General features: G+C 34.2%; 19 protein-coding genes. 10 read left to right on the plus strand and 9 right to left on the minus strand.

Annotated features, from left to right (window positions below; all coding sequences use genetic code 11):
- Nucleotides 1-107: 107 nt before the first annotated feature.
- The 3 genes from MJQ71_RS19400 to MJQ71_RS19410 all read right to left on the minus strand — a co-directional run bounded on the left by MJQ71_RS19400 (nt 108) and on the right by MJQ71_RS19410 (nt 8,629).
- Nucleotides 108-3,650, minus strand: coding sequence for a VCBS repeat-containing protein (locus tag MJQ71_RS19400; RefSeq protein WP_238808598.1), 3,543 nt, complete (start codon nt 3,648-3,650; stop codon nt 108-110).
- A 190-nt stretch (nt 3,651-3,840) separates the two neighbouring features.
- The gene (locus MJQ71_RS19405; protein ID WP_238808599.1) at nt 3,841-5,400 is read right to left on the minus strand and encodes a RagB/SusD family nutrient uptake outer membrane protein; all 1,560 of its coding nucleotides are present in this window, start codon (nt 5,398-5,400) and stop codon (nt 3,841-3,843) included.
- Between the two features lie 109 nt (nt 5,401-5,509).
- Complete coding sequence (locus MJQ71_RS19410; RefSeq protein WP_238808600.1) at nt 5,510-8,629, minus strand: SusC/RagA family TonB-linked outer membrane protein; 3,120 nt, start codon at nt 8,627-8,629, stop codon at nt 5,510-5,512.
- Between the two features lie 727 nt (nt 8,630-9,356).
- Here MJQ71_RS19410 and MJQ71_RS19415 point away from each other — a divergent pair.
- A complete protein-coding gene (locus MJQ71_RS19415; protein WP_238808601.1) occupies nt 9,357-10,310 on the plus strand; it encodes a helix-turn-helix domain-containing protein in 954 nt (317 codons plus the stop codon).
- Between the two features lie 4 nt (nt 10,311-10,314).
- Here the strand turns inward: MJQ71_RS19415 and MJQ71_RS19420 are convergent, their stop codons facing one another.
- Nucleotides 10,315-11,073 (minus strand): hypothetical protein, encoded by a 759-nt coding sequence (locus MJQ71_RS19420; protein WP_238808602.1) that lies wholly within the window; start codon nt 11,071-11,073, stop codon nt 10,315-10,317.
- A gap of 154 nt (nt 11,074-11,227) precedes the next feature.
- On the opposite strand from MJQ71_RS19420, the gene MJQ71_RS19425 reads away from it, so the two are divergent.
- The gene (locus tag MJQ71_RS19425; RefSeq protein ID WP_238808603.1) at nt 11,228-12,127 is read left to right on the plus strand and encodes a helix-turn-helix domain-containing protein; all 900 of its coding nucleotides are present in this window, start codon (nt 11,228-11,230) and stop codon (nt 12,125-12,127) included.
- A gap of 54 nt (nt 12,128-12,181) precedes the next feature.
- Here MJQ71_RS19425 and MJQ71_RS19430 read toward each other — a convergent pair whose 3' ends face one another.
- From MJQ71_RS19430 to MJQ71_RS19440, 3 genes are all read right to left on the minus strand, one after another.
- Nucleotides 12,182-13,585 carry a Gfo/Idh/MocA family protein gene (locus tag MJQ71_RS19430; RefSeq protein ID WP_238808604.1) on the minus strand — a complete coding sequence of 468 codons (1,404 nt, stop codon included), beginning with the start codon at nt 13,583-13,585 and terminating at the stop codon, nt 12,182-12,184.
- Between the two features lie 27 nt (nt 13,586-13,612).
- On the minus strand, nt 13,613-14,917 hold the full coding sequence (locus MJQ71_RS19435; protein WP_238808605.1) for a TolB family protein: 1,305 nt from the start codon (nt 14,915-14,917) through the stop codon (nt 13,613-13,615).
- Between the two features lie 179 nt (nt 14,918-15,096).
- The gene (locus tag MJQ71_RS19440; RefSeq protein WP_238808606.1) at nt 15,097-15,966 is read right to left on the minus strand and encodes a sugar phosphate isomerase/epimerase family protein; all 870 of its coding nucleotides are present in this window, start codon (nt 15,964-15,966) and stop codon (nt 15,097-15,099) included.
- 302 nt (nt 15,967-16,268) lie between these two features.
- Here MJQ71_RS19440 and MJQ71_RS19445 point away from each other — a divergent pair, with 302 nt between their 5' ends.
- The 4 genes from MJQ71_RS19445 to MJQ71_RS19460 all read left to right on the plus strand — a co-directional run bounded on the left by MJQ71_RS19445 (nt 16,269) and on the right by MJQ71_RS19460 (nt 19,190).
- Nucleotides 16,269-16,982: an NUDIX hydrolase gene (locus tag MJQ71_RS19445; protein ID WP_238808607.1), complete on the plus strand. Its 714-nt coding sequence runs from the start codon at nt 16,269-16,271 to the stop codon at nt 16,980-16,982.
- A gap of 338 nt (nt 16,983-17,320) precedes the next feature.
- Nucleotides 17,321-17,899, plus strand: coding sequence for a Crp/Fnr family transcriptional regulator (locus MJQ71_RS19450; RefSeq protein ID WP_238808608.1), 579 nt, complete (start codon nt 17,321-17,323; stop codon nt 17,897-17,899).
- A gap of 230 nt (nt 17,900-18,129) precedes the next feature.
- On the plus strand, nt 18,130-18,354 hold the full coding sequence (locus MJQ71_RS19455) for a hypothetical protein (protein WP_238808609.1): 225 nt from the start codon (nt 18,130-18,132) through the stop codon (nt 18,352-18,354).
- A gap of 95 nt (nt 18,355-18,449) precedes the next feature.
- Nucleotides 18,450-19,190, plus strand: a complete 741-nt coding sequence (locus MJQ71_RS19460; protein ID WP_238808610.1) for a 3-keto-alpha-glucoside-1,2-lyase-like domain-containing protein — start codon at nt 18,450-18,452, stop codon at nt 19,188-19,190.
- A gap of 510 nt (nt 19,191-19,700) precedes the next feature.
- On the opposite strand, the gene MJQ71_RS19465 is transcribed toward MJQ71_RS19460, so the two are convergent.
- Nucleotides 19,701-20,885: an alpha/beta hydrolase-fold protein gene (locus MJQ71_RS19465; protein ID WP_238808611.1), complete on the minus strand. Its 1,185-nt coding sequence runs from the start codon at nt 20,883-20,885 to the stop codon at nt 19,701-19,703.
- Between the two features lie 855 nt (nt 20,886-21,740).
- Here MJQ71_RS19465 and MJQ71_RS19470 point away from each other — a divergent pair.
- Both MJQ71_RS19470 and MJQ71_RS19475 read left to right on the plus strand, forming a co-directional pair.
- Nucleotides 21,741-22,199, plus strand: a complete 459-nt coding sequence (locus tag MJQ71_RS19470) for an SRPBCC family protein (protein WP_238808612.1) — start codon at nt 21,741-21,743, stop codon at nt 22,197-22,199.
- 461 nt (nt 22,200-22,660) lie between these two features.
- Nucleotides 22,661-23,560 carry an alpha/beta fold hydrolase gene (locus MJQ71_RS19475; RefSeq protein ID WP_238808613.1) on the plus strand — a complete coding sequence of 300 codons (900 nt, stop codon included), beginning with the start codon at nt 22,661-22,663 and terminating at the stop codon, nt 23,558-23,560.
- 76 nt (nt 23,561-23,636) lie between these two features.
- Here the strand turns inward: MJQ71_RS19475 and MJQ71_RS19480 are convergent, their stop codons facing one another.
- The gene (locus tag MJQ71_RS19480) at nt 23,637-24,524 is read right to left on the minus strand and encodes a helix-turn-helix domain-containing protein (protein WP_238808641.1); all 888 of its coding nucleotides are present in this window, start codon (nt 24,522-24,524) and stop codon (nt 23,637-23,639) included.
- Between the two features lie 153 nt (nt 24,525-24,677).
- Here MJQ71_RS19480 and MJQ71_RS19485 point away from each other — a divergent pair, with 153 nt between their 5' ends.
- Nucleotides 24,678-25,451, plus strand: coding sequence for a hypothetical protein (locus MJQ71_RS19485; protein WP_238808614.1), 774 nt, complete (start codon nt 24,678-24,680; stop codon nt 25,449-25,451).
- A gap of 105 nt (nt 25,452-25,556) precedes the next feature.
- Nucleotides 25,557-25,991 carry a cyclophilin-like fold protein gene (locus tag MJQ71_RS19490; RefSeq protein WP_238808615.1) on the plus strand — a complete coding sequence of 145 codons (435 nt, stop codon included), beginning with the start codon at nt 25,557-25,559 and terminating at the stop codon, nt 25,989-25,991.
- Nucleotides 25,992-26,008: the final 17 nt, after the last annotated feature.

The following is a 26,008-nucleotide window of genomic DNA, read 5'->3' on the forward strand; positions in this document are numbered from 1 at the left end:
AAGAATAAGCAACTCCCCAAAAGAAACAATATGCTGCCTCTGAAAGAGTGATTTTTATAAAAAAGCAATGATATTTTTTGCATTATATTCGTCATACAGACCACTTATTACAAGGGTATTTGTCTTTTTTTACCATTAAAACTTACAATTTCTACTGATTTTACTTTGGTTGAAACGTTTATTCTTCGACTACTTTGTGATAAATAGGTGTTTCCAAAATAAAATTCTTGCTTGTGTTTTTTGTTGTCGTTTTCGGTAATGATGGCATAAGCATCGGTTGGTAAAAGGGCTATTTGCTTGCTACTATTCGATGGATTTACTTTAAAAGTCTTCAACGAACTATTATTGCTACCTATCAAAATCAAGTCAGAACCATCGTTTTTTGATAAATAAGCTATTGATTTATTATCTCCAACAATATTTAGTCGTTTGTGGTCGGGCTTAAAATTTCCTTTTCCATCGCCACGAAGCAATAAACTTCCTCGTGCATCGTACCGACCAGTTTGTACTTCGGTAGCAAAGGAATTGCCGACTGCCAAGACATCCAAATTTCCATCATTATCAAAATCTTGGCACAACATTCCGAAAATTGGTGAGAACTGAGCCTCAACTGGCAAGCTATGTATGGTAAATTTTCCGTTGCCTAAATTTTCGATATAAGAACTTTCAAATCGTTCGCTTTTTACAATGTAGGCATCGGCTAATTCACTATTGGTAAAGGATTTATGAAAAGGAGTTTCGGCATAAGTTGTATAATCATTAAACCTCGTACGCATAGCCGTAATTTGCTTATTCAAATCATCTCGTGCATGAACTATTTGTTCTTCCCCATCAACAAAATGACACATAATTGGGTCTAAAAGTCCATTTTTATCATAATCTTTGGCATAAATACAGACAGGTTCTTTCGTACTTGCCTTGTAGGGCGAATTTAGTCCAAGGTTTCCTGCCACATAATCAATGTCACCATCTTTATCGAAATCACCAGCTACGAGGCTATTCCACCAACCCTTTGAATTTACGATTTCAGATTTACGGTTTACGATTTTACCTTTCTCGTTTTTGACAAAAGTGATAGGCATAAATTCACCTGCAAGCATTAAATCTTGCCAGCCGTCATTGTCGTAATCTGTCCAAAGGACAGAAGTTACCATGCCAATATTTTTAAGTTCGGAGGGTGTTATGTCTGTGAATTTGCCTTTTGTGTTTTTCAACAAATAGCTCCTTGGTGTTAATGGATACTCATTTGGACGAACTCTGCCACCGACAAATAAATCTAAATCACCGTCATGGTCAAAGTCAGTAGCTACAATGCTCGAACCACTGGAATTTATGTTTGGCAATGCTTGCAAATCCCTTGTAAATATTGGTAATGCATCCTTACCTTTTCCGTTATTTATATACAAGCGATGTTGATAAATTGGGTCTCCTTCTTTTGGGCTTGCTACTCCGCCACTTACTATATATAAATCTTGGTCGCCATCGTTGTCAGCATCAAAAAACAATGCTCCCATATCATCGGAGAGGGTATCTTGGGCAATTTTTTGAGGTAAAAACTTGCCATTTTTTTGCTGAATAAATAATTTCCCTGCTTGTTCTGCTGCTCCACCTACATAAAAATCTTCTAAACCATCAGCATTGACATCAGCAACTGCTAAACCTGGTCCATTTCGAGAGTTTAGGCGTGGCAATAAGGCTTGTGTTTTGAAATCCACAAAATTATTTTCGTGGTGTTGATATTGTATTTGCGTTTCTTGGCTACACTCTGAAAAAAGAGTTTCTGAGGCTGCATTTTCTTTTATTTTTTTAGGAAACTGAGCATTCCGATTATCCAAAGTTAGGATTTGATTATTCTTTGGATTCTTGATAATTTGCTCTTTTCCATCATTCCAAAGCACCTTTAGGCTGTCAATTCCACCTTTTTGTAAACCAAAATGCAAAAAGGGTTCAACCGTAGAAAGATAACCACGATAAGGCGAAAAATAATTATACTGCATTTTTCCCTTTTGCCAAACCCAAACTTTTGTTCCTAAACCGTCACGATTTCCTGCTTCATCTTTAAAATTGAGGCGTAACCATTGATGATTTGGTTCAATTCTATTCAATTGGTTTTCATAAATTGATGCTACTTGGTCAAGATTATTGGTTACTAAATCCAAATCACCATCATTATCCAAATCACCATAAACAGCACCGTTTGAGTATGAAGGTGCATCAAGCCCCCATTTTTCGGAAACGTCTGTAAAAGTTAGATTTCCTGCATTGTTCTTATATATATAATTATGCACATTAATGCCTGAAAATTTCGCAAGTTCTTTTAACCGTTCTTGGCGATTACCTTCGGGCGTACCCATAAACAAGGCTTTTTTCCCATACATTATAAAGTCTAAATTTGTTACATCTTGGCGATAACCATTGGCTATGAATAAATCTTTATAACCATCATTATCATAATCTGCAAAAAGCGGCGACCAACTCCATTCAGTTGCATGAACCCCTGATAATTGTCCTATTTCGCTAAAAGAACCATCTCCATTATTCAATTGCAAGGTATTTCTTACATATTGAGGTTCATAGCCATACCGAACATTTTGCTCAAAAACATCATAGGTATTTCCCATCATGGTCAATTTCCACCGTTTGTTGTCAGGTGGAAGCATATCCACAACCATAATATCTGTCAAGCCATCATTATTAATATCTGCCAAATCATTTCCCATACCGTTATAGGTTTGATGGTGCAGCATTGTACTGGCTTTGTTGCTAAAAGTCCCGTTTTTATTATTAATATAGACCAAATCATTTGTCAAAAAATCATTTGATACATAAATATCGGGGTAGTTATCATTATTAATATCATTGATTGCTACACCCAAACCAAAACCTTCAAACAAGATTCCTGCTTCTTTGGAAACATCGGTAAAGACAATGCCTTTTAGGTCAGCATTTATTTTAGTTCCTTTCGGACTATCATTCCTAAATAATTTATCAGTTGTAGGCGATTGTCCATCATTTTGGCGAGGTTTCGATACATTCCTATTATAATTCACAAAAGCATTTCGCAGCAAATACATATCCAAATCTCCATCTTTGTCATAATCAAAAAACGCTGTTTGAATATCATAACCATCATCATCCAATTTCATTTCAGCCGCTTTTTCAGTGAATGTATTATCACCATTATTAATAAAAAACAAGTTCTTCATCTCCGAAGCTGGCGTTTTCCGATTTCCTGCCTTACAGATGTAAAAATCTTGAAATCCATCTTGGTTAATATCTACCACTGAAACTCCATACGCCCAACCCTCAGTTTTTACACCTGCTTTTTCGGTAATATCCTCAAAATGTATCGAGGCACCATTCTTCCTACCTTTATTCAAATACAGTTTACTTGAAACCATGTTTCCAGCAAAAAAAATATCAAGTAAGCCATCATTGTTTATATCTGCCAAAGCTACGCCTGCACCATTGAACATATATTCAAATTCAAGTACGGTTAACGAATCAGAATAACTAAGTTGGTTGATAAAATTTATCCCTGTTTCTTGTGCAGGTAATTGCTTGAATAATTGCTTCGATTTATCAGGTCGGCAATTATTAAAACATAAGACAATGAAGCTAAACAAGATAAATTTTGTAATTTTTGACATAAGAAAAGAGAATTATATCTTAATTTTTGAGAATAAGAAGCAGATTTTGGTTCTGCTCCTATTACAAATCTATTGAAACAAAACTACTTGGATTCAAGTATTATCTTTAGAATAAAAGGTAAGCCAACGACTTACCTTTATTAATTACAACCTATTTATGATTTACAAATTTCATCATAAATACAGCTATTTAATAACCAGTATTTTGCTTTAATAAGCCATTACTGCGATTTATTTCAGCTTGTGGGAAAGGGAATACATTATATTTATCATCCCATTTTGCTCCAAAAACTTCTTTACCAATTCCCCAACGAGTAATGTCATACCAACGATGAGGCTCAAATGCCATTTCCACTCTTTTTTCGTGGCGGAGTGCTTTTCGAGCATCCGTAATTGTTGTAGCTTTTAAGCCCGCTCTTGTTCTGATTTCATTATTGATGACTGCTAAACCTTCGGCAGTTTTTCCCGATTCAATCAATGCTTCTGCATATAAAAGTAACATTTCTGCATAACGATAATACCTCTCATTATTAAATCCAGCTTGGCCATTTGGTGAATAGGCCGCAGGAATAGCATTCGCCTTACCAAAATATTTTTTGATACTAAATCCAGAAGAAGACCATGAAGTGAGGTAAGGAATAGGAGTTGAATTACCTCTGTCATAAAAATCATCGCCCGCTTGATAAATCGAACCATTTAAGCGTGTATCACCTTTTTCAAACTCATCCACTAAGTTTTTAGTCGGAATAAACCAACCCAACCCGCCTGATGGATTTCCTGCATCACCACTTGGGTCCCAATACCAAACTCTGCCAGTTCCTTGTGATGCCTTGAATGCTTCTGAGTGTGTATCATCAAAAACCCAAAGGTTGTCATCAGAAAAAGGTCCGCCGTATTGAATCTCAAAAATAGATTCTGAGTTATTTTCTTTAGTGAAAGAAAATACATCTTCATAGTTTGCCATCAATTTATAAACCCCACTCTTTCTCACATCTTCAAATGCAGTGATCGCAGCAGCATAATCTTTTTTCCAAACATTTACTTTTCCTTCATAAGCACGAGCAGCCCATTTGGTCGCTCTTCCAGTATTTGATGCATCCCATTTTGCTGGAAGTCCAGCAAAAGCATCTTTAAAATCAGCTAAAATTGCTGTATAAAGTTGGTCTTTTGTTGCATTTCCTACTGCCAAATTGTTGATGTCTTTTTTTACTTCTAAAACTAATGGAGGCGTTCCCCATGCTTGCAAAGCTAAAAAATGATAAAATGCACGTAAGAATTTAGCTTCTGCAACATATTTTGTTTTCTGCTCGGCAGTGAGTGAATTTGTGCCATTACCTGCCGCTTCGATTACCAAGTTTGCTCTAAGGATTCCTTCGTATATTTGTGTATAAAGAGCAGCAAAAGGCGTATCTGATGCACGCAGAAATAGATTATCCAGTGAACGTGCATTATTATAATCGCCACCGCTATTTCCTGCTTTAGTGTTTACTTCCACATCATCGGTGGTTGTCAAAGACAATGACCAATATTCACCTCGCTCATTCAATGTTTCAGTACTTGTACCCCAAATATCTTGCATTGAGGAATAGGCAGAAAAAATTGCCCCGTCAAAGTCGTTAGCAGTTTTATAATAAGTTACGGTTGTAACTTTGTCAAGCGGCTGTAAGTCAAGATTATTACAGGCCTGTACAATCATAAAAGTGGCTATTGCTGCTAAAATAGCTCCTCTGATATATATGTTTTTGTTCATTTTGTTAAAATAAGGTTTTAAATTGAATTAAGAATTCTCAAATAAAAATCATAAAACACTGACTATCATACCATTAAAAAAACACAGTATTTTAATGATTTCTTGGTTCTTAAAAATTAAGCTGCCAGCCAAATTGAACAATTGTTGGTTGTGGCGACCCACCCGAATCTTGCCCATTTGCTAATGAAAATTCTCCTTTTTGGAAACTCGCTCCTCTGGTAACTTCTGGATCATAGCCTTTATATTTGGTGATTGTTGCTAAATTTTGAGCACCAATAAATACTCTTGAACCACTAAGAAACTTTCCTGGCAACTTGTCGAGTGCAGAAGCAGGAATTGTGTATCCAATTTGTAAGTTTTTAATACGAAGATATGAGCCATTTTCTATCCATCGGTCAGAGTAACGACTATTATTATTAGGGTCATCTCCGGTAGCTCTTGGTATTGTTGTACTTGGGTTTGAGGCTGTCCATCGCTCCAAAACTGTAGCTAACTGATTACTACCATCTCTCATATTTTCAAGTCCTGCTCTCGCTGAATTATATATTTTCACATCCCCAACGCCTTGGAATAGTATTGAAAAATCAAAGTTTTTATAGCCAACTGAACCATTTATACCATAATAAAAGCCTGGAATTGAGCTACCAATATTAGTACGGTCATTGGCATCAATTTTACCATCGCCATTTACGTCAACGAAACGTATATCGCCTGGTGAACGTTTAGCGGAATTGGCATCAACTGTTTTGTCAGCATCAATTTCAGCTTGAGATTGATAAATTCCATTCGTTTTGTAGCCATAAAAATAACCTATTGGTTCACCAACTGATGTACGGTGCGTTTGACCGCCACCCGTTCCTGAAATTATCTCAGGAATACCGCCTAAAGACGTAACCTTATTTTGAACAGTGGTGATATTAGCACCAATGCTATACTTCAAAGCACCTGCTCTATTGCGATAATCAATAGCGAATTCAAATCCTTTGTTTTTAATTTGACCTAAATTGGCATCAGCAGGTAAGAAATATCCCGAAGACATAGGAATTGGTAAACTCAATAAAACATCATTTGAAGTTTTTTGGAAATAATCGGCTGTGATGCTGATTTTACCCTTGTATAAACTTAAATCTGTTCCAAAATCCACTTGTGTACTGGTTTCCCACTTCAAATCTTTGTTGGCAAATACCGTTGGAGATGGGCCACGAACAACTGTTTGTCCATCACCCGCTACATAAAAAATGGTTGTGGTAAGTGAAGGTAGGTACGCAAAGTTTTGTCCAGTAAATTGATTCCCTGATTGTCCCCAACTTGCACGAATTTTCCAATCGTCAATAGCTGATATATTAGACAGGAAGTTTTCTTTATTAATTTTCCAACCAACTGAAACAGAAGGAAAAACACCAGCTCTATTTTCCTTAGAAAAACGTGAAGACTCATCTCTACGGACATTTGCTGTTAACAAATATTTGTCATTGTAAGAATAAAATACTCTACCCAGCAAACCTCTTAATGCCCAAATATCAGCTTCATTTGCACCTGCAACAGTTGTAGCAACCGATGCAAAACGAATATTACTATTGAATAAATCTCTACCTTGTAAACGAACTTTGTCAAAGCGGAAATTTGTTTCTTCATATCCTGCCATGAAAGTAAGATCACTTTTACCAAATTTTTTGTGATAAGTTAAAGTATTGGTAATATTAGTGGTTTGCTCAATCGGTCGTTCTTGAACCAATAAAGATGAACGATTTGGCGTTCCTGCTGTACCAAAGTTAAGAGGCTCTTTTTCTTGAAAGAAAAATCCATCCGCCACATTATAGTCCATACCAACCGTCAAACGATACTTTAATCCTTCGATTGGCTCGAACTCACCATAAACATTTCCCAAAATTTTGCGGCTTTTTACTCGTGTTTCATTATATTTGGTATCAGTTGCCCAAAGATAATTGGCAGCATTTGCTCCATCACCTCTTGTAGTGCCATTAGACTCATTATAATTTCCAGAGGCATCGTACGCTTGAAAATAAGGGGCATTTCTTGCTCCATTAAATGCTGCAAAGTTTCCGCCTTCAGATTGCGTTAAGCGGTCGGTTGCTGTAATTAAGGCTGATTCTCCAAATTTTAAATATTTACCAACCTTTGCATCTACATTTGCTTTAAATGAGTAACGTTGAAAATCTTGTCCTTTTTCTACGCCATCTTGTCCAAGATAACCTCCTGCAATATTGAAGTTGAGAGTTTGAGTACCGCCACTTATAGTCATATTATGATTACGAACTGCACCACTTTGGAAAATAGCATCTTGCCAATCGAAAGTTGGTTTACCAGCAAACTTCGACAAATCACGTCCTAAATCTTTTTGTAAGGCTATATATTGGTCAGAATTTAGCATATTTAGACGACGATTTTGAGGCACATATTGTATGCCATAATAGCCATCATAAGTTGCTGTGGTACGTCCTTCTTTACCTCTTTTTGTAGTAATAATCACCACACCATTGGCAGCTCTCGCTCCATAAATAGCAGCTGCAGAAGCATCTTTCAGAATATCCATTGATTCGATATCAGCAGGGTTTATACCAGCCAATGGATTTGACTCTGTGTATGAAGCAGTATTTACAGTAATATTGCTGGTTTGTACAATCGGCACGCCATCAATTACCCAAAGAGGTTGGTTATTACCAGTAGTACCAACTCCACGAATACGCACATCAATAGGAGCTCCTGGATCACCACTTCTATTAGCAATATGAACCCCCGAAACACGTCCACCGAGAATTTGGTCAGGATTTGTATATGGTCTGCTAACAATATCTTTGTTTGTAATCGAGCCAACAGCACCTGTCAAATCAACTTTACGTTGTGTACCGTATCCCACAACAACAACTTCTTCCAAAGTTTTAGAATCTACTTCTAATTTTACATCAATTACACTTTGGCTACCCACAGTTATTTCTTGAAGTAAATAGCCAGTAAATGAAAACACTAACACTGAATTTTTTTCAGGTACAGATATTGAATAATTACCTGAAACGTCAGTTGTAGTTCCTTTTGGAGAACCCTTTACAGTAATGTTTACACCTGGCATACCATTGCCATTTTCATCCGTTACTTTACCTGTAACTTTCTGCTCCATTGATTTAACAATTGGTATAGCAAGTGCTGCGGGCAAACTCACAAAACCAATTGCAAACACCAGCAGGCATTTGAAAATAATTTTTTTGTTCATAGGTCATTTATTTTTGATTGGAAAAAAATTAAAATAGATTTTCATAGTTTAAATAAGAAAAAAATGAATGTTGATATACTATTCTATTCTGATCTATACTATTCTATTCTATTACAATGCAAAAATAATAAAAATATAATAATTACAAGTTTTTTTTTAATAAAAGTAGAATTTTGTAACTGATGGTAGTTTAGTAAATAGGATTTAAACAAAGTTCTATTATTTAAGGGCATGAAACATTGTCTATGAATAGAAAATATATGTCTTTGGTGTGAACTGAATTACAAAATTTTAAAATTTCGTAAAGAGATAAGGTAAAGGATAGATAGCCCAGAAAGTCGTAGCTTTCTGAACCAATCATTTCAGAAAATGCTTGGATATAAATTTTAAAGATAAAACGGTTCAAAAAGTATGTTCAGCCATATTTTCAAATTGAAGTTTATTGAACCAAGTTTTTAAATCTAATGAAGAGTTGGTTTAGTTACCAATCTTTTCTTGGATTGATCAATTTGATAAATTAAATATTTGAGCCGCTACTTAAATTAAAACATTTCGAATCTATACATTTAATCTCATACTATAGAAAAAATCGTGCTTTTCTATGGTACAAACAAACGCTTGTTTGTTTGTACTCTCTAAACAAAGTTTTGTTACTAAATGGGGCAGGCAAAATATAGAAATCTAATCAATCGAGTTTCCGATGTTTAGGTTTCATACTACAATTACTATGAAACCAATTGAACTCATTATTCAACTGAACCTACTTTTTGGACTATACTTTCCACATTATACATATAGGATATGTATAAGAAAGTTTTCAGAAACCCAAGGTTCAGAAAGCTACGACTTTTTGGATCTGTATTTAACTCATAATTTATGCGGTTTTAAACGAACTGCACTATTGCAGAAAAATGATGGAATATATAGTATTATCTTGAAAGATGTGAAATTTGGTGATTTGAGATATGGTCGCCATTACTATGATTATCAGGCAGGAACATTGGTACTTGATGCTCCTAATCAGTTTACAATCATAGATAACCCTAAAGTAATTTACCAACCTTTGGGCTATGGATTAATTTTTCACCCTGACTTATTAATTGGAACGCATCTGGGAAAAACAATACACAATTATAAATTTTTTGACTACCAAACCAACGAAGCCCTGCATCTTTCGGAGAATGAACGACAACTTATTTTAGACTGCTTTGCCAAAATAGAATTTGAACTAAAACAGCCCATTGATAAACATAGTAAAAAACTCATTTCGTCGAACATTAAACTTTTCTTAGATTATTGCCAACGATTTTATGACCACCAATTTATCACACGAGAGAATGTAAACAAAGGTATTTTAGAACGTTTTGAAGACTTATTGAATAGCTATTTTGCATCAGAAAAACCACAAACAATAGGACTTCCATCAGTAGCTTATTTTGCAGACGAATTACATTTATCAGCCAATTACTTTGGCGATTTAATCAAGAAAGAAACAGGCCAATCGGCCAATGATTATATTCTGAATCGTACGATTGATGAAGCTAAAAATCGAATTTATGAAAATGACAATACCGTAAACGAAATCGCCTACGGTATTGGATTCAAATACCCACAGCATTTTACACGATTATTTAAACAAAAAGTAGGTGTAAGTCCGATGGAATATAGGGGTTTGAATTGAATGATTACTTCAACTTCTTATAATTACTATTGATGTTGTAAACCACTCCAACGCTCCACAAAAAATCCTTTCCTGCAATCTCTGTTTTGATGGCTTTGCTAGCAATGGCACTTAGCGAAACCGGAAAATTCTTTTTGTATAAATTGATGGTTACGTTTACGTAAGTGCCGTCTTTATCATCCATTTTAAGATAATATGCCTGTGGAATTAGACCCAAATTAAACTTATTCGACAGGTTCAGATTTAGAACACTTCGCAATGCTACAAAAATGGTATTCTGCACAATATCTTTTGTCAAACCCTTTGAGCCTAAGTAATACAGCCCCAAACTTGCATTTTTGTTAATAATGTAATTTGGCGATGCCTCCCAAGCAAAATATCGTTGAGCAACTAAATAATCTTTTGTTACTCCATTATTTACCACCGAAATATCTCTGAAAACTACCGAAGGATGAGCCCCAAATCCAAGCGTAAATTTCTTTTGCTGAATAAGTTTGTATCGCCACCAAAAAACAAAAGTCCAAGGTTTACCATTCATACCAAAGCGTATCATTGGGTCGAAACTTAGGCGACCTTTTCCAATATTCAAATCAAACAAAACGGCAGGTTTTCCCAGCGAAAACGTGGGTATCAAAGAAATGCCATTGTTTGTGGCGTTTATTTGTCCACGAAAAAAACTTGGAGTTTGAGTGCTGTCGGTTGTTTGAGCAAAAGAGTAATGAATTGAGAGTATAAAGCAAAAAAGAAGCGTTATTGATTTCATTGAAAGAGTTTTGTTTGTCTTTTGCAAAGTTCTTGACCTTTTCTTAATTTTCGCTTACCTGTTTTACGGCAATATTTACCATTTTTACTGATAATCAACGCTCAATCAAAATGAATCATCAATTTGTCGTATTTTTGATTCAATAGTAGCAATCATGGAAAAAATCGAAAAACTAAGTAGCGTAACTCAATTTAACTCTCGAAGAGGGCAAGAAACTTTGCATCCTTTGGTTAGTGTACTTGACCAGTCAAAATCAGTAAAAATTCAAGCCAATAAATATCTTTCTGAACTTTATGTTATTTTCTTGAAAGACATAAAATGTGAAGAATTATCTTACGGCAGAAACCAATATGATTATCAAGAAGAAACGCTCATTTTTATCGCTCCTGGGCAAGTTTTTGGTTTTAATTTACCTGACGAAGTTTGGGTACAACCCAGCGGTTGGGCTTTAGTATTTCACCCTGATTTTATTCGTGGTACTGCTTTGGGCAGAACCATCAAAGAATACAGTTTCTTTTCTTATCATGTCAATGAAGCCTTGCACATTTCAACTCGTGAACGGCAAATTGTGTTAGAATGCTTCACAAAGATTAAGGAAGAGTTAGAACGTGGCATTGACAAACACAGTAAAACGCTGATAGTTAATAACATAGAGTTATTTCTAAACTACTGTGTGCGTTTTTTCGACCGACAATTTATTACCCGTGAAAATCTCAATAAAGATATTTTGAATAGATTTGAAGACTTACTCAATGATTATTTTGACTCGAATCTGCCCAAAATAAATGGTTTACCTTCGGTAGCTTATTGTGCCAAAAAAATGAATTTATCGGCCAATTATTTCGGAGATTTAGTAAAAAAAGAGACGGGCAAAACTGCCTTAGAATATATTCAAACAAAAATCATTGATATTTCTAAAGAAAAGGTTTTTGACCAAAGTAAATCAATCAGCGAGATTGCCTACGAACTGGGTTACAAATATCCCCAGCATTTTACAAGATTATTTAAGCAAAAGGTAGGTGTAAGTCCTTTGGAATATAGGGGCTTGAATTAGGTAGTTGGTTTCCACGGAAAATTTATTTATCCGTGGAAACGATTTAATGCTTCATCATGCTTTTAGTTTCATCGAAACTGGGTCCCATTTGATTATTTTTTTATTTAGATAGCTTTCATTACAAGCTAAAGCTGGAGCAGCAGCTCTGAAACCAAATTCGGCATCTTCAATCACTGGTTTACCAGTTCGTATCGAATCAAAGAAATTTGTAAAGTGGTCGAGATGGTCATCGTACCCTGAAGGTGCTTTAAAAATAATATCTTCTTTAGTTGGTCTTTTTCGTTGTTCGGGAGTCCATTTGGCGTTGTATTCTTTGGTCATTTCATCTTGCATATTTTTCGAGAAAGTAAACAATGAATCATACCCACCAAAACCTGGGGCTTCGGGCATTAGACTGTGTTTTAGAGTAATATTATTTCCTTGTACTTGAATTACCCCTTCAGAACCAACCAATTGAATAATTTCTTGTCCACCAGTTCCACTTATAAAATTAACTTGAAGTGTCATCTGAAATGCAGGATGTTCAGCACTATCAGGATATTGCATCACTCCCGACATAACATCAGGTAGGTTTCTTCCATCTTTCCAATAACTAAACTGACCTGTGCTATAAATACTTTCTGGACCTTTTGAATTGGTAATAAAATGTGAACCACTCAATAAATGAATGAATAAATCGCCTGCAACTCCCGTACCTACTTCTTTAAATGCTCTCCACCAGAAAAACTTCTTAGCATCAAAAGCCATTTTATTAGTAACTTCAATAAATCTATCCCAGTTGGTTGTCATAGCATCGGCATCTTTTGGAATCGTATATTCCCACGCTCCGATAGAACTTTGGCGGTCATATACGGCATTTACCATATTAAGTTTACCAATTTCGCCAGCCACTAATAATTCTTTGGCTTTGGCATAACCAATGCTACTGACACGTTGGCTTCCTACTTGAAATATCTTACCAGCCTTTTTTGCTGCTGCCAATACGGGATTCCCCTCCGAAATTTTATAAATCATTGGTTTTTCACAATATACATGTTTGCCTTTAGCAAGGGCATCAATAGCTATGCGAGCATGCCAAACATCGTGTGTACAAATCAACACGGCATCAATATCTTTTCGGTCTAAAATATCCTTATAATTTGTAGTCGTAAAAAGGTCTTTTCCATATTGTTCTTTGGCATTTTCTATTCTACCTGTGTATAAATCGCAGATACCTGCCAACTCAACCCCAGGCACTTTTAGAGCTGTTCGTAAATCAAAATGACCCTGAACGCCATAACCAATTACACCTATTCGGATTTTATCATTTGCCGAAACATTTCGTTCATATTGCAAGATTCGCTCCTCTGCTTTGGCTTGATTAGCTAATGAAGCAAATGGCGATGAAGCTGCCACCAAACTGGTAGCACCTATTTGTTGCAAGAATTTTCTTCTTGAAGCTGAATTGTCGTTTTTCATATTAATTGAAATTTTAGGATTGAATTATCATTTTATTGCATAGCTCACAAACGCAATTTTCTTACTATCGGCACTCCATGACGGGACGTTGATTGTTCCTTGACCACCAAAGAAGACAGGTGTTAAGTCTTTAATTTCTTTGGTTTTAATATCCATTAAACGAAGTTTTACCTGTTTCCCAAATAAATGGGCTTGTTTCTCGTCAGATTGATAAGAGATATATGCAATCCATTTTCCATCAGGCGATGGATGTGCAAACCAATTTGAATTTTCATCGAATGTCAATTGCTCTGGATTTGAACCATCGGCGTTCATTCTCCAAATTTGCATACGTCCTGTTCGATATGAATTGAAATAAATATATTTACCATCGGGCGAATAATCTGGACCATCATCTAAACCTTCTGTGGTAGTTAGTCTTTTTTCTTTCCCACCTTCAATGCCTATTGTATAAATATCATAATTGCCATTTCGTTCTCCACAATAAGCCAATGTTTTGCCATCAGCACTCCAACCATGCCAAAACGACATTACTTCTGTGGTTATTCTTCGAGGTTCTCCACCACCAATCGGCAATACATAAATAGCTGATTTATAGCGTTTTTTGGAAGTATCGTTTTGTGCAACATTACTAATAGCCAGCCATTTTTTATCGGGCGAAATTCCGTGGTCATTATTATTATTTATAGCGAAACCTGTATTTAGCATATTCATTTTCTTGGTAGCCACATCAATTGTATAAAGTTTTCCGTAGCTATTTAAAATCAGGTAATTGTCGGGATGCCAATTGGGTGCTTCAAAATGTTTGTTGGTTGCTAAAACCGTTTCGATTTTACCAGTTGAAATATCCACTGTTTGGATATAGCTTGTAGTATCTGTCTTTGGTTTTTCTGGGTTGTATTGATGGTTCGATTGTCCAATCAATTTCCATTGACCTTTGATTTTTTCTAACATTCTGACTTCATGCGAAAGCATTTCTTTTCCCTCCTTACTTATAGAAACTTCGTCATGAATAACCCAAGCTGATGAGTTTCCGATGCTCATCCGATAATTTGAATGAATCGAAAAACCGCCTCCATTCATCATACTTGCAGGGGCATTGGCAATTCGGTCTGAAGAAAAATCTAAAACTCTACCATCAGTTGTCGAAATCAATACACGACCGTTTGGTTTTACTTCCCAACATTCAGCGTGTCCTTTGGCATCACCCATTCGCCAAGTAGCCCCTTCCTTTTCTAATAAGTTAATTATTGCCAAAGAATCTTGGCTTGTTTGTCCACACACATTCCCAATAATGAGAATCTGTATGATTATCAATAGATATTTTTGCATGATAGTACTGTTTATTGTTAACTGATTATATATGTTTTGAAGCATTTCAATGATAATATCATTTTTTCTATCATTCTTATTAGGCAATAGAATATTAGCCCAGACGATAGTCAGGGAAGCACCAACAAAAAACTCAATTATTAATGGGATTTTTGTTGAAACTCAAAAACTAATACGGATTAATTAAAGCCAAACTTTTTTAAGCCTTCTTTACTGATTTTGATGGCATCTAATGGCTGTAATCCATCAAATGTTTGGTCTTGTTCTACAATGTAGTATTTCATTCCAGATAGCTTTTTGTTAGCCAAGATTCGCTTGAAATCAATTTTTCCTTGTCCAACTGGAGCAAATCGCTCTTGCGAATCCATGTCTTTTACATGCCAAATCTTAAAGCGTCCTGGGTATCTTTGAAAATATGCCACTGGGTCGGCTCCAGCTTTTGTTACCCAATATAAATCCATCTGAAAGTTTACGAATTTAGGGTCCAGATGCTCTAATAAATAATCTAATACCACAACGCCATCTTTGTTGGGTTTAAGTTCAAAATCATGATTATGATAAAGAAACTCTAAACCTGCTGCGTGAGCCTTCTGAGCAATTGTATTTAGAATATCGGCTAATTTCTCTACTGTTCCTTCCATACCCAAAGTTCTTGTTTTCGGGTCGAATTTAAACATTCCCATTGGTGGTACTGGAGCAATGAAGTATTTAAAACCAGCAGCTTTCACATCAGCAATTAATTTATCTGCATTATCGAGCGTCATTGAACCCATGTGAACTGAAATGGGTTGCAATCCTAAACTTTTAAGATACGACTTAAACTCATCGGGAGTCATTCCATAAAATTTTCCATCTTTATAATCTACTGCTTCAATGTATTTATACCCCAAGTCGGCTACTTGTTTGAGCGTATTTTTAGGGTCTTTACCCATTTCGTTACGAACAGTGTAGAGTGTCATGCCGCCCCATTTTTTCTGAGAAAAAACAGCGAGATTCATTAACATCAAGATAGAAAGGCTTAGTAGCCTAAAAAAATACAAGTTTTTCATTTGATAAAGGTTTTAGATGATAATTGATAACGAATAAGTGAATTTTAGATATTGACTAATAAAACTTATCAGTGCTTGTTCTATCATCAAACTCTATCTGAAAAACTATATTCGATTCATCCGAAATAGTTCTATTTCTTATTCTTAAAGCAAAAATAGAAAACTATTTTTTATTTTCTAAAAAAAAGATAATAAAAAAATAATATAATCTTATCTTTGATTTGTATTATAATAAGTGTTTTAAAATACAATCTTATAAACGTACTTTTGTGTAGATGATTTAAAATGAAGGATTAATAAAAATGAAGAAATTCGGAACAGAAAAATATATTGCAAACCTCTCAATTGACTGTGTAATATTTGGTTATGAAAATAAAGAATTGAAGGTTTTGATTGCCAAGAAAAAAATTGGCGAAGGAATTTGGAATTTACCTGGTGGTTATATCTTAAAAACAGAAAGTATTGAAAATGCTGCCAACCGAATCTTAAAAGAACGTATCAACCTCGAAAATATATATTTAGAACAATTTCGGGTTTTTGGAAATGAAAATCGAATCATTAAAAGCAAATTTCGGGAATTATTATTACCCTATATTACTCAAAAATACAACGAAGAAGATGCCGAATGGATAACCAATCGCTTTGTATGTATTGGCTTTTATGCCTTAGTAGAAATCAGTAAAGTAAACCCGCAAGTAGGCGAACTTGATGAATGTGTTGAATGGAGAAGTATAAAAGACATACCCGAAATGATACACGACCATAACGAGATTTTAATTTATGCACTCGAAGCACTTCGCCAAGACCTTGACCAAAAATTAATCGGTTTTAATCTGCTTCCAGAAACATTTACGATGAAAGAACTCCATGCATTATACGAAGCAGTATATGACCGTGAATTTGCTATGAATAATTTCCAAAAGAAAATCTTAGATTTGAATGTTTTAGAAAGGCTTGAAAAGAAATTTACTGGAGCTCAGAATAAAGCTCCTTACCTATATAAATTTAAGAAATAATCAGTGTTTTAATGGGTTGGAAACAATAATCATCGGTAAATACTTGTTCGAGTGGTATACTCTAAGGGTGCAAAGGGTTCGTACACGAGCAATAATGGCGAAGCCCATCTTGCTGTAAAACATCAATAACATTCCATTGATTATCTGCAAAAGTGTAGATTTTTCACTTTTTTCTAAAAAGCCGTTACTTTATTTTGCGTAAAGTTGATAAATAAATCAGTTAAAATAGATTTTTTAGAAAGATTGATTTATGTTTTGAGTTTGACAATATTCTCTCCGTTTACCATAAAAACTTTTGAATTGTTTTCTAATTTTGATTTTTACTATTTCAGTATCTAATGGAGGCATTGATAAAACATTTTAAAAAGTACATTCCACTTGATGATGAACAATTAAAGTTAATTGAGTCAAGAATTGTTAAACGAAAAATTAAACGTCGTCAAATGATTCTCCAAGAAGGCTTTGTTTGTAAACATTACTCGTTTGTGACCCAAGGACTTTTTAGAATGTATGGGGTTGATGATAAAGGTTTTGAACATAATATTCAGTTTGCTGCCGAAGGCGATTGGATTGCCGACCTTGGAAGTTTCCACTCAAAAAAACAAAGTAAATTATTCATTGAAGCCTTAGAACCATCTGAAATTATTCAAATCGAACAAAAAGACCTTTATTTTTTGTATTTAAATGTGTTAAAACTTGACAGAGTTTTCAAGGTAACAATCGAAAATAAATTTATCGAATTACAAGACCGTGTTCTACAAACTTTCAGTTCTACGGCCGAACAACGTTATTTAAGCTTTCTTGAACACTACGCAAATTTGGCTTCTCGCTTACCCAATACTCACATCGCTTCTTACTTAGGCATTACTCCTGAATTTTTGAGCAAAATACGCAAAAATTTATCTACTAAATCTTAATCTACATTAAGGTTATTTCTTAATATAGGTTAAGGGTCTTTAGGGCTATTCTACTATAATTTTGCATAAAAATAGAGCATGGCTGGACATAAATTATTTTTCAAGCAATTTGTGCAATTTTTGAATACTTCGGATGAAAACTTAGCCCGTAGCTAATTAATCCGCAAGCATTATTCTATTTATCTCATCAAGCAGAAACTTTTGAAGGTCTTAAAGGATACTTAACAATTATGGAAAAAATTCAGAATCATTTTTCTGAAGTACACAGGAAAATAGATGACATTTTTGGCGAAAAGGATAAATATTATGTAAAATTTTTAATAAGTAATTTAAAAAAGGGTGTTGAAACTGTCCAAATATCATCAGTAAACGTTTATCGTTTGGCTAATAATCAAATTATAAAGGGATATGAAAATACACTCGATAAGAGAATACAACAAACAGAATCACATTAATTTACCAAATAGATATTCAAAAATAATACTTAATAATTCTTAAACTCATCATTGCCGTAAACATTCGATTCATGGCATAATCCAATCCTTTTACAATGAACAAAAGTATTCTATTATCCCTCATTTGTCTTTTTGCTTTTGAAAGCTTCGGACAAACCATTAAGTTCGGAAAGCAATCCTTTGAACTTCACAACGTAACAGGCTCTATTGTCAATTTCCAAGGTAAAAAAGTTTTTAGGATTGAACGTGATTTTGAGAAGTTTCCTTTTGATTCAACTAATGTAGAGAAAACTGTCGATGACCGTCATTATGCTCGACTTACAAATTTAAATGACTTTGAAAATGGAACAATTGAGGTAAAAATGTACAGTCAAATTCAAAATCCACCACCTTACTCTGGTGTAGCTGGATTTATTGGTCTTTATTTCAGAATTCAAGAAGATGATTCTGCCTGGGAATCAATTTATGTAAGACCTAAAGTTGGAAGAGTTGATAACCAGTTATTTAGAAATCACACTGTTCAGTATTTTTCCTATCCAAACTTTAAGTTTGATACATTACGCAAAATTGCTCCTTTTAAATATGAAGGTTCTGCACCTGTAGCTTTGAATGAATGGATTAAGATGCGAATTGAAGTGAATGGAGAAACAGCAGAGATGTTTATTAATGATGCAAAATACTCCACATTTGTAGTAGATAAGATGCTTGGTGAAGGTAAAAAAGGATATATTGGATTATACGTTGATTGTGGTACAATAGGTTATTTCAAGGATTTAAAAGTTACTAAAAAAGCCTTGAAAGTGAAGAAAGCAGGAGAGAAAGTGAATAATATTTAATTAACAAAAGATGGGATGGGATATCTTCTTTTCTAACGAAAAATGAGTTTTTTAGCCATAACGTGTGCCGACAGAATAAAAAATGTAGCCTTGATAAGGAACTACATTGTGGCCTTTACACGCCAATTCTATTGCTGATTTGTTAGCCTCCACCAGAGCAACTTCGACGGGAAATATAACACCTTTCTCCAATTTTTCCACCAACTATTTTTGAGTAAACTACCCCAAAAGTAAATTCAAACTTTGATGCAAATCCAACTTTTTTGACTATTCTTCATACATGATATATATATACACAAGTTTTTAGAACTGTCCAGAAACTTAGACTTATTGCACATCAATAATAAATAGTTTTTTTTAAAATTTTATCCATTTTTATAAAATTAAATGTAATTAATCGAACGCAGATAACACAGATGTTAGCAATGCAGATTTACACTGATTTTTTAATATTTATCGGCGTAAATCAGTTATAACAATAGCCATTAGCGTTCTATTTTGCAACTTAAATCATTTAAAACACAAAGGTCCAAATTCAGATAAATACATACGCCATGAGTTCCAATCGTGGTTTCCGATATTTTCTCTGTAAGTATATTTGAAACCAATTTCATCATATACCTTTCTCAATGCTACACCACTATTATAGAGAAAATCGTCAGTCCCCATGCCAATCCAATAAACTTTTGGATTATTTCTTTGTAATTCTTTCAATTGAGCAATATATCCTGCTTTATCAAAATTAGGGTCATTTCTTGCGGCAGACCAAAGTCCCATGCTCATAACTCCAATGTATTTAAACATCGACGGATTAGCATTTGTAATATTTTGTGTATGAAATCCACCCATCGAAAAACCTCTAACAGCTCTATGGTCAGCATCGGCTATTACCCGATAATTACTTTCAATATAAGGAATTACATCTTTTACTAAACTTTTCTCGAATACACCCGCAGCCATTGCACCGATGCCAGTATTATCTTTTTTAGACAAATTCGCTGGACGGTCAAGCACTGAGCCTACATTATTTACATCGCCATTCGTAATCACAACAATCATTGGCTCAGCTTTTCCTGCGGCAATCAGATTATCTAATATATAATTAGCTCGTCCACGATTTACCCAAACCTCTTCATCGCCACCGCCACCATGTAGCAAGTACATAACAGGGTATTTTTTATTGCTTTTATTATAATTGGGTGGTGTATAGATAAACATTCTTCTTTGAGACGTTCCAACTGTTGGCGAATCATACCAAACCGCTTTCAAATCACCATGTGGCACAGGTTTTACATCAATAATATCACCTAAACCACCTGGAACCAACAAACGGCTTTGAATATATGCTCCGTCACGAGTAACAGCTTTGTTGAGAGGGTCGAGCACTGGAATTCCATCTAAAACAATGTCATATTCATACATATCAGAAGGAATTGGACCAACTTTTACTTCAAAAACCGAATCTTTTTTTATCATTTCATCAGGTTTGAATCTTCGATTCCAAGTTCCTACCACTTGTGCTTTGGTAACATTGGGAGCTTTGATTCTAAAAATAACCGAATTATCAGGTAAAACTTCTGGCGAAGTGACATTACTCAGACGACGTTGAGCATCAGCCCAAAAAGGTGATACTAAAAGCACCGTTCGTAATAATGCATTTTTGATTTTTTTTGAAAAGAATGTACTTTTTTTCATTTTTCAGGGTTAAATGTATTTTTTCAAGAATTAATTTAACTTAATTTTGAATACAAACTTAAAAACAAACATTATACTTTCAAATATTTTCTTTTATTTTCCTTTATTTTCTTTTATTTTTGTTTCGATAAAATATTTTCGAGGTTTTGGGTTACAACTAAACACCGAAATCATACTCTCAACAGCAAACAGTTTCAAAATTGCAAAATGTTACCAAACCAAAGAAGAGATAGAATTTTAGATTTATTAAACGCGTATGCGGCAAAAATAGTTTGACAGTTTTTAGCTCAAAAGCTTATGCGACTGCATAAAAGCGATGTTATCAAGCGTTTATTCTCAGCAAAATGCTTCAGTATTTCGGCTGGGTCAACATTCTATTAGCTAGGTATTCACTCAAGCATCGCTGCAATTATCTGGAGTGTTGGCGTGCCAGTCAACATTCTATTAGCTAGGTATTCACTCTGAATAATAAATTCTTTTGTTTTTCACGAGGTCGCCATTTGAATTATTTTTTCAGATATTAGTTTGCAGATTTGGTTTTTAACATTTGATTAGAGCAGGTTATTAGCTTTTTAGTCTTTAGCACCTTTATTTGTTGGGCAACATTTTGAAAGCATTGGTGTGTAAAATCGTTTATATCAAACATATAACATTTGTAAAGGGTTGATATTTAATCGCAGCGGCGAACCGTAAATTAACCTAACATTATAATGCAAGCATTAGAAAAATTTGTTCTGCGAAACAAAAAATAGAACAAAACTTTTGGATATTTATAAGTTATAGACTATGTTGAGCAGCGTCTAAAAAATTGAAAAATAAATACTCGATATATTAATTTAAACCCATATTAATATTATGAAAAAGTTACAATTTAAAGTAAGCATCAAAGCACCTTTGACCAAGGTATATAATTTTATGCTTGGCACTAATAGTAAAACAACTTATGAGCAGTGGACCTCCGTGTTTAACCCAACATCAACTTATGAAGGACGTTGGGAAAAGGGGAATAAAATTCTTTTTTTGGGAGTAGATGAGAATGGAGAAAAGGGAGGTATGATTTCCAAGATAGCTGAAAATATTCCCAATCATTTTGTTTCAATTCAACACTATGGTATTCTAAAAGCTGATGAGGAAATTACAGAAGGACCAGAAGTAGAAAAATGGGCAAACGGATTTGAAAATTATACCTTTGAAGAAAATAATGGAATTACAATTGTTACTGTTGAATTAGACACAGATGAAGATTTTTTAACATATATGAATCAAACCTACCCAAAAGCACTCGACAGATTGAAAGAACTTTGTGAAAAATAAAGTTTTTAAAAATATCTAAAAAATACAAAGAAATATATAGAACCTATTACATTGATTTGCTAAATGTTGCTGAATTGTGACCCACCAAAACGGTGTTTCTTTAAAACATTTTTATAAGATACATCACTATAAATAATTTTGAACCAATCTGATTTTGCTCTTATAAAAAAAAAATTCAACGGGGTCATTCAGAACCTGGTATGCAGATTTGGTGAGAGGATATTTGATTAGAACAAGTTCTACGAGTCCTTAGCAAACACCATTTTCGGGTGTCTTTTATCAGCTTTGGTGTTCAAAGTTCGTTTTCATCAACCCGAAGCATTATGTAAAGGTCTGATAATTAATCGCATCGGCGAACCGTAAATTAACTTTAAATCTACTCCAAAATGCAGGTCGTTGGAAGAATAAAAAAATCATCAATTTATTATATTTAATCACTACAAGAACATCATGAAAATTTTATGAAAAACACTTTATTCTATCTTTTTTTGTTTTATTGTTCGACTGATATTTTTGCTCAAAACAAATTTTATGATGGTAGTATCATACATTTTAATATTTATGGGAATGGTGAGCCTGTTTTTGTACTTAGTGGTGGACCAGGCAATAATTGTATGCAAGAAGAAGATGTTGCAATCAAAATCGGAGAAAAATATCAGGCAATATTGTTAGAACAACGTGGGACAGGACGCTCTATGCCTAAAGCGTTAGACTCCAACTCTATCAACATGGATGCCTATTTAAAAGATATTTTATATGTAATGGACAGCTTAAAAATCAAAAAAGCTAAATTCTACGGCCATTCTTGGGGAGCCGTATATGCCTCGGCATTCGCTATTATATATCCTAAAAAAGTTAAAATGTTGGCTCTAACAGGGGTAGGAGATATCAGAATTTCAGCCGAAAATGACAAAAAAAAAGTTGAAAATAGATTAGCAAAGCTTGATTCTACTGAACTAAAAAGATTTTACGAAATTAGTGATAAAAATTGGTCAGAATGGACGAATAATGACCGATTTGAAATAGCAGTTTTGGGCGTAAAATATAATACATTCGACAGCACAAACTTGGCATGGAAACAACAGAAAATAATGCGAGGAGCAAATAATTATACTACTTTCACCTTGCTAAGGAACGACCAAAAAAAGCAAAATTTTGACCTTTCCACTAAACTCAAAAGCCTAAAAATGCCTATCACCATCATCACATGTAAAGAAGACCCTTTAGCTTTTCTTACAGATGAGTACAAGCATTTCTCACCACGAGCTAAAATAAAATGGATAGACCACTGTGGGCATTTTCCTATGTATGAGCAACCCGAAAAGTTTTATTCGATGTTAATGGAGACTTTGGAAAAATGAGAACATTAGATTATTAATTAGGCTCTACTGCCAAAAGTCAAGACGCTCTCATAACCTACTTGAAATGAAATCAATTTTAGTTTAATCCACGGTATTCGATTGGAGAAACGCCTGTTTTTTGTTTAAAATAACGAGTAAAATGCTGTGGGTACTTGAACCCTAATTCGTAAGAGATTTCACTAAGTGACTTGCTGGTATCAAAAATTCGTTCTTTGGCAAGGTCAATGAGATGAGTTTGAATATGTTCTAAAGCCGATTTCCCTGTTTCTTTTTTGATTAAATCACCAAAATAATTGGCAGAAAGATGCAATTCATCGGCAAAATAAGCAACTGATGGTAATCCTTCCGCTTTGAGTTTTTCGCTAAAAAAATATTCCTTTAATAAAGAGTCAAACTGCTCAATGATTCCGTGATTGGTGTTTTCACGAGTAATAAACTGACGGTCGTAAAAACGAGAACAATACTTCAAAAGCAATTCAAGATTTGCAACAATCAATTTTTTGCTATGTCGGTCAATATTTTGATTAATTTCAATTGTAATATTCTCAAAACAATGGTTCACGATTTCTCTTTCTCTATCTGACAAATGCAAAGCCTCTTTTGATTGATAACCAAAGAAAGAATATTCGTGAATTTGCTTGCCTAAACTTGTGCCTTTAATGATGTCAGGATGAAAAATCAGGGCCTTTCCATAAGGTTGATGCAATTCGCCTTCAGGTTCGTTGGAAATTATCTGATTCGGGCTAAAAAAGACCATACTGCCATCACTATAATCGTAGTATTTATTTCCATAACGAATGTCTCCACAGTGAGTTTCTTTGATAATAATGGCATAAAAACTAAGCATAAACTTAGTTCTTTCTAAAGGATTTGATTTGTTCAAATCCACTAAATTGATAAGTGGATGAGACGTTTTATTGTTAAATATCTCACTATACTTTTTTATTGTATCGTAGATTATCATCGTGTTTTTTTTACCAAAACTATGTATAAAAACATTAATTGTATGTTCATCTGTAAAATTGGTAAGTAAAACCGTAAAATGTATAAAAGTAATTGCAAATACTCTTCGTACTTTTGCAAAAATCTTAATTACCAATTTTTTAACCGTCTTTAAATGAAACATTTATACACTATTTTATTTTTCCTAACGCTTTCAATCTTATTTCAAACAGCTAATGCCCAAACAGCAGATAGCACCAAAAATATATCTACTTTTTCGGGTTCAGTTGGATTTACCAATAATGGATTTTCTATTATTCCTACTTTTTCGCTGAATCATTCGGCTTTTGTGACCAATTTATCTTTCAGGAAAAAGAATTTTAGTTTTGAGCCAGATATTCGTTTGGTGCCAGATGCCAAAAATGGCGGTTTAATCTGGTGGTTACGATACCGATTGGTTGATAATAAGAAGTTTGGTTTAAGAATTGGCACGCATCCTGCATTTACGCTCATTCGCCGAACAGATACAGAAAATGGAACAACCAAAGAAATTACTGAAATGTTACGTTTTTTGGCTTTTGAGGTTGTTCCGAGTTATCAATTCAATAAAAAATTTGGAGTAAGTGCCATGTATTTACAAGGCAATGGTTTACAAAAGCATGGTCCGCAACATACACAAGTGTTATTTCTAAATGCAGGTATTACAAACATTGGATTGGGTAAAAATCTTAGTTTTAATCTATTTCCTTCCATCTATTTTTTATATACCGATGGCCATAAAGGTGATTATTTAACCGTTACAGGTGCTTTACTTCATAAAAAACTACCATTCAGTTTACAATCAACTATCAACCAAACTTTTACTTCTAATGTGCCAGGAAATAAAGATTTTATGTGGAATGTAACACTGAATTATAATTTCAAAAAGATTTACAAGAAAGTAAACTAAACATAGGAGAAAATGAAAATTTACAATCTGAATATCAACAACAAAGTAGCAAAGTTCGAAATTCTACTTTAGATGATGGTTTTCTTTTGTTTTACTTTATGCAGTATGGTGCCTTTCAAAACCAAAGTTTCTTCAAATGAAAAACAACTTTCTGAACAAATTATACAGAAAAACACAAAAAACAGCAATAAATTAAAAATTAAAATTGGTGAAAAAACTTTTTCCGCCACGCTTTCAGACAACCCAACGGCCGCTGCATTCAAAGCTCTTTTGCCTTTGTCGCTAAACATGAACGAGCTAAACAACAATGAAAAGTTTGCTCAATTGCCCAAAAGTGTTCCGATTAATGCCTCTGTGCCAGCAAATATTCAAGCTGGAGATTTGATGATGTACGGTTCTAATACGCTCGTGCTTTTTTACAAAGGCTTTTCTACATCGTACAGTTATACCAAAATCGGAAAAATTGATGATGTGACAGGACTTGTAAATGCTCTTGGAACTGGTGATATAAAAGTGCATTTTGAAATTGAAAAAGATTGATTCAAGTGGCATTAATT

The sequence above is a fragment of the Emticicia aquatica genome, from assembly GCF_923079645.1.
GTDB lineage: Bacteria > Bacteroidota > Bacteroidia > Cytophagales > Spirosomataceae > Emticicia > Emticicia aquatica.